This window comes from Streptomyces sp. ATLC9 (assembly GCF_057196705.1).
This window is the reverse complement of the sequence record NZ_JBXUOY010000304.1, coordinates 1-5,923: the sequence shown is the minus strand read 5'-3', so window position 1 is coordinate 5,923 and position 5,923 is coordinate 1. Positions and strand designations below refer to the sequence as shown.

The window sequence follows — 5,923 nt, the reverse complement described above, 5'->3', positions numbered from 1 at the left end:
GCTCGGCCGTCCTGGTGGCCGCCGCGCTGCGCGCCCCGGTCGGCCCCTGGCTGCCGGCCGCCGCGCTCGGTTACGCCGTCCTGGCCGGGCTGGCCGTCGCCCGCCCGCTGACGGGCGCGCTGGACTGGCTGGTGCCGCCCCTCTTCCGCGCGGCGGAGTACACCACGATCCTGGCGCTGGCCGCCCGGTCGGACGCGGAAGGGGCCCTGCCCGCCGCGTTCGGGCTGGTCGCGGCGGTCGCCTACCATCACTACGACACGGTGTACCGCATCCGCGGCGGCACCGGCGCCCCCCCGCACCGGCTGGTGCGGGCGATCGGCGGGCACGAGGGACGCGCGGTGGCGGTCACGGCCGCCGCTGCCCTCTGGGCCGCCGGGCAGGGCTTCACGATCGCGCTCACGGCCCTGGCCGGGGCCCTGGCGCTCACGGTGCTCACCGAGAGCGTCCGTTTCTGGGTGTCCTCACACGCACCCGCGGTACACGACGAAACAGGAGAACCCGCATGATCGGCCTCGTGCTGGCCGCCGGCGCCGGACGGCGTCTGCGTCCCTACACCGACACCCTCCCCAAGGCTCTGGTGCCGGTGGACCCGGCGGGCGAGGGCGCCACCACCGTGCTGGACCTCACCCTCGGCAACTTCCGCGAGGTCGGCCTCACCGACGCCGCCGTGGTCGTGGGCTACCGCAAGGAGGCCGTCCACGAGCGCAGGGCCGCCCTGGAGAAGAAGTACGGCGTCAAGCTCCACCTGGTGGACAACGACAAGGCCGAGGAGTGGAACAACGCCTACTCCCTGTGGTGCGCCCGCGACGTCATCAAGGAGGGCGTGATCCTGGCCAACGGCGACACCGTCCACCCGGTCTCCGTCGAGCAGACCCTGCTTCAGGCCCGCGGCAAGGGGCAGCGGATCATCCTCGCCCTCGACACGGTCAAGAAGCTGGCCGACGAGGAGATGAAGGTCGTCACCGAGCCCGGCAGGGGCGTGCGCCGCATCACCAAGCTGATGGACCCGGCCGACGCCACCGGCGAGTACATCGGCGTGACCCTCATCGAGGGCGACGCCGCCGCCGACCTGGCCGACGCGCTGAAGGCCACCTACGAGCGCGACCCGCAGCTGTACTACGAGGACGGCTACCAGGAGATGGTCGACCGCGGCCTCACCATCGACACCGCCGCCATCGGCGACGTGAAGTGGGTCGAGATCGACAACCACGACGACCTGAACAAGGCGCGGGAGATCGCGTGCCAGTACTGACCCGGCTCATCCCGTCACCGGTCGTCGTCGACATCAGGCCCGGTGCGCTGGACGACCTGGCCGGCCTCCTGGTCGACCAGCGCATCTCGGCCTCCGGCAAGCTCGCCATCGCCGTCAGCGGCGGTTCGGGCGCGGCCCTGCGCGAGCGGTTCGCGCCCGCCCTGCCGGGCGCCGACTGGTACGAGGTCGGCGGCGGGACGCTGGACGAGGCGATCAAGCTGGCCGACGCGATGAAGTCCGGCCACTACGACGCGGTCGTCGGTATGGGCGGCGGCAAGATCATCGACTGCGCCAAGTTCGCCGCGGCGCGCATCGGCCTGCCGCTGGTCGCCGTCGCCACCAACCTCAGCCACGACGGCCTGTGCTCCCCGGTCGCCACGCTCGACAACGACGCCGGCCGCGGCTCGTACGGCGTGCCGAACCCGATCGCGATCGTGATCGACCTCGACGTCATCCGCGAGGCCCCGATCCGCTTCGTGCGCTCGGGGGTCGGCGACGTGATCTCCAACATCTCCGCCGTCGCCGACTGGGAGCTCTCCCACAAGGTCACCGGCGAGTCGATCGACGGCCTGGCCGCCGCCATGGCCCGCCAGGCCGGCGAGGCGGTGCTGCGCCACCCGGGAGGCTGCGGCGACGACGAGTTCCTCACCGTCCTGGCCGAGGGGCTGGTACTCACCGGCATCTCCATGTCGGTCGCCGGCGACAGCCGCCCCGCCTCCGGCGCCTGCCACGAGATCAACCACGCCTTCGACCTGCTCTACCCCAGGCGCGCCGCCGCGCACGGCGAGCAGTGCGGGCTCGGCGCCGCCTTCGCGATGCACCTGCGCGGGGCGGAGGAGCAGACGGCGCTGATCGTCGACGCGCTGCGCCGCCACGGCCTGCCCGTGCTGCCCGGCGAGATCGGCTTCGACGAGGACGAGTTCGTGAAGGCCGTCGAGTACGCGCCGCAGACCCGGCCCGGGCGCTACACGATCATCGAGCACCTGGACCTGTCCACCGACCAGATCAGGGACGCGTACGCCGACTATGTCAAAGCCGTCAGTAGCTGAACTCCGCCCGGTCGTCCACCCCGCCGGGGTGAAGGACCGGCGCAGCGGTGAGCACTGGGCCGGGCGCCTGTACATGCGGGAGATCTCGCTGCGCTGGACCCGGCACCTGGTGAACACCCGGATAACGCCCAACCAGCTCACCCATCTGATGGTGGTCGCCGGTGTGGCGGCCGGCGCCGTGCTGCTGGTGCCGGGTCCGGCAGGGGCCGTCCTGGCCGCCCTGCTGATCCAGTTCTACCTGCTGCTGGACTGCGTGGACGGCGAGGTCGCCCGCTGGCGGAAGCAGACCTCCATCACCGGCGTCTACCTCGACCGGGTGGGCCACTACCTGGCCGAGGCGGCGCTGCTGGTCGGCTTCGGGGTGCGGGCCGCGGACGTCTTCCGCACCGAGGGGGCCTCCGCGAACTGGCTGTGGGCCTTCCTGGGCACCGTGGCCGCGCTGGGCGCGATCCTGATCAAGGCCGAGACCGACCTGGTGGACGTGGCCCGCTCACGCAGCGGCCTGCCCGCCGTGAAGGACGAGGCGGCCGTGCCCCGCTCCTCGGGGCTGGCGCTGGCCCGCCGGGCGGCCGCGGCGCTGAAGTTCCACCGGCTGGTCGGCGGGGTCGAGGCGTCCCTGGTGATCCTGGCGGTGGCGGTCGCCGACGTACTGCACGGCGGCCTGTTCTTCACCCGGCTGGGCGTCGCCGTCCTGGCGGCCATCGCGGTCCTGCAGACGCTGCTGCACCTGGTGTCCATCCTGGCGTCGAGCCGGCTGCGGTGAAGGCGGTGAACGACATGACCGAGGGCGTGGAGCCCTCCTCCGGCAGGCCCGTGACACTGGGCGCGGTCGTTCTCACCATGGGCAACCGCCCCGAGGAGCTGCGCGCCCTGCTGGACTCGGTCGCCAAGCAGGACGGCGACCCGGTCCAGGTGGTGGTCGTCGGCAACGGCGCCCCGCTGCCGGAGCTCCCGCAGGGGGTGCGGACGGTGGAGCTGCCGGAGAACCTGGGCATCCCCGGCGGCCGCAACGTCGGCATCGAGGCGTTCGGGCCCGGCGGGAGCGAGGTGGACGCGCTGCTCTTCCTCGACGACGACGGGCTGCTGCCGAACACCGACACCGCCGAACTGGTCCGCCGGGCGTTCGCGGCCGACCCGGAGCTGGGCATCATCAGCTTCCGCATCGCCGACCCGGACACCGGGGCCACCCAGCGCCGCCACGTACCGCGGCTGCGCGCCTCGGACCCGATGCGCTCCTCACGCGTGACCACCTTCCTCGGCGGCGCCAACGCCGTGCGCACGGCGGTCTTCCGGCAGGTCGGCGGGCTGCCGGACGAGTTCTTCTACGCGCACGAGGAGACCGACCTGGCCTGGCGGGCGCTGGACGCGGGATGGACGATCGACTACCGCGCGGACATGGTGCTCCACCATCCCACCACCCTCCCCAGCCGTCACGCGGTCTACCACCGCATGGTCGCCCGCAACCGCGTGTGGCTGGCCCGGCGCAACCTGCCGCTGCCGCTGATCCCCCTCTACCTGGGCGTATGGCTGCTGCTGACCCTCGCGCGGCGTCCCTCGCGCCCCGCGCTGCGCGCCTGGCTGGGCGGCTTCCGGGAGGGCTGGACGACCCCGTGCGGACCCCGCCGTTCCATGAAGTGGCGTACGGTGTGGCGTCTGACCCGGCTGGGCCGCCCTCCCGTCATCTGACAAGCTCTGTCTGAGAGCATCGGGTCCGGTGACGACAGGGCCGGGCTTCCGCTGTGCTCATTCCCATCCCGGCTGCGCACTGTGAGGACGAAAGTTTCAACGTGAGCGACACAACGCACGGCGGTGCGATCGCGACGAGCGAGCCCCCGCGTTCACCAGACGACGGCCTGTCCCCGGCCGAACTCGCCGCCAAGTACGGGCTGACGGTGAGCGGCGCCCGGCCCTCCCTGACGGAGTACGTCCGGCAGCTGTGGGCGCGCAGGCACTTCATCCTCGCCTTCTCCAGGGCGAAACTCACGGCCCAGTACAGCCAGGCCAAGCTGGGCCAGCTGTGGCAGGTGGCCACGCCGCTGCTGAACGCGGCGGTGTACTTCTTCGTCTTCGGCATCCTGCTGGGCGGTCGCGAGGGGGTGCCCGGCGGCAAGGGGAACTACGTACCCTTCCTGGTCACGGGCGTCTTCGTCTTCACCTTCACCCAGACCTCGGTGATGTCGGGGGTCCGGTCCATCTCCGGCAACCTCGGCCTGGTGCGGGCCCTGCACTTCCCGAGGGCCTCGCTGCCCATCTCCTTCTCGCTGCAGCAGCTCCAGCAACTGCTCTACTCGATGATCGTCCTGGGAGCCATCCTCCTCGGCTTCCGGCACTTCCCCAGCGGGTCGTGGCTGCTGGTGGTGCCGATCCTGGCCCTGCAGCTGGTCTTCAACACGGGTCTGGCGATGATCATGGCCCGGCTGGGGAGCAAGACCCCGGACCTGGCCCAGCTGATGCCCTTCGTGATGCGCACCTGGATGTACGCCTCCGGTGTGATGTTCTCCCTGGAGTACATGCTCAGGGAGCGCACCAGCGCTCCGGAGTGGGTGATCGTCGCGGCCCAGGCCAACCCCGCGGCCGTCTACATGGACCTCATGCGCTTCGCGCTCATCGACGGCTACACCCTCGCCGACCTCCCGCCGTATGCCTGGGCGCTGGCCGCGGGCTGGGCCGTGGTGATCGGCTTCGGCGGATTCGTGTACTTCTGGAAGGCGGAGGAGCGTTATGGCCGTGGCTGAGAAGAGCGCAGCCGCCGCGTCGGCGGACAAGGGGGCGAAGGGCGCGGAGGCCGTCTCCGCCGAGCGCCGGCCCACCGTCATCGCCGACGGACTGCACATCGTCTACCGCGTCAACGGCGGCGCCCGGGGCCGGGGCAGCGCCACCGCGGCCCTCAACCGGATCGTCCGCCGCAAGGCGTCCGCCGGGGTGCGCGAGGTGCACGCGGTCAAGGGCGTCAGCTTCACCGCCTACCGCGGCGAGGCCATCGGTCTGATCGGCTCCAACGGCTCGGGCAAGTCCACGCTGCTGCGTGCCGTCGCGGGCCTGTTGCCGGCCGAGCGCGGCAGGGTCTACACCGACGGCCAGCCCTCGCTGCTGGGTGTCAACGCCGCGCTGATGAACGACCTGACCGGCGAGCGCAACGTCATACTGGGCGGACTGGCGATGGGCATGTCCAAGGTCCAGATCCAGGAGCGCTACCAGGGCATCGTCGACTTCTCCGGCATCAACGAGAAGGGCGACTTCATCAGCCTGCCGATGCGGACCTACTCCTCCGGCATGGCGGCCCGGCTGCGGTTCTCCATCGCCGCGGCCAAGGACCACGACGTGCTCATGATCGACGAGGCGCTGGCGACGGGCGACAAGAAGTTCCAGAAGCGTTCCGAGGCCCGTATCCGCGAGCTGCGCGAGGAGGCCGGGACGGTTTTCCTGGTCAGTCACAACAACAAGTCCATCCGGGACACCTGCGACCGGGTGCTGTGGCTGGAGAGCGGTGAGCTGCGCATGGACGGCCCGACCGAGGACGTGATGAAGGCGTACGAGGAGTTCACCCGCAAGTAACCATCCGTGCCGCCGCCCGGAAACGGACCGGCCCCGCCCCCTGGCCCTTCCTGCTCGGGCCAGGGGG

At 71.5% G+C, this 5,923-nt stretch carries 7 protein-coding genes; all 7 read left to right on the top strand.

Annotated features, from left to right (window positions below):
• A partial coding sequence (locus AC2CJA_RS23130; RefSeq protein WP_484604614.1) for a DUF5941 domain-containing protein occupies positions 1-506 on the top strand: 506 nt, incomplete at its 5' end.
• Positions 503-1,252 (top strand): phosphocholine cytidylyltransferase family protein, encoded by a 750-nt coding sequence (locus tag AC2CJA_RS23125; protein WP_484604613.1) that lies wholly within the window; start codon positions 503-505, stop codon positions 1,250-1,252. The genes AC2CJA_RS23130 and AC2CJA_RS23125, both read left to right, overlap by 4 nt.
• Positions 1,240-2,301 carry an iron-containing alcohol dehydrogenase family protein gene (locus AC2CJA_RS23120; protein ID WP_484604612.1) on the top strand — a complete coding sequence of 354 codons (1,062 nt, stop codon included), beginning with the start codon at positions 1,240-1,242 and terminating at the stop codon, positions 2,299-2,301. The genes AC2CJA_RS23125 and AC2CJA_RS23120 overlap by 13 nt, the downstream gene beginning before the upstream one ends.
• On the top strand, positions 2,279-3,064 hold the full coding sequence (locus AC2CJA_RS23115; protein WP_484604611.1) for a CDP-alcohol phosphatidyltransferase family protein: 786 nt from the start codon (positions 2,279-2,281) through the stop codon (positions 3,062-3,064). The genes AC2CJA_RS23120 and AC2CJA_RS23115 overlap by 23 nt, the downstream gene beginning before the upstream one ends.
• Before the next feature lie 50 nt (positions 3,065-3,114).
• Positions 3,115-3,987 (top strand): glycosyltransferase family 2 protein, encoded by an 873-nt coding sequence (locus AC2CJA_RS23110; protein WP_484604615.1) that lies wholly within the window; start codon positions 3,115-3,117, stop codon positions 3,985-3,987.
• Between the two features lie 101 nt (positions 3,988-4,088).
• Complete coding sequence (locus AC2CJA_RS23105) at positions 4,089-5,036, top strand: ABC transporter permease (protein WP_484604610.1); 948 nt, start codon at positions 4,089-4,091, stop codon at positions 5,034-5,036.
• Positions 5,023-5,856, top strand: a complete 834-nt coding sequence (locus AC2CJA_RS23100) for an ABC transporter ATP-binding protein (RefSeq protein ID WP_484604609.1) — start codon at positions 5,023-5,025, stop codon at positions 5,854-5,856. The genes AC2CJA_RS23105 and AC2CJA_RS23100 overlap by 14 nt, the downstream gene beginning before the upstream one ends.
• Positions 5,857-5,923 lie beyond the last annotated feature (67 nt).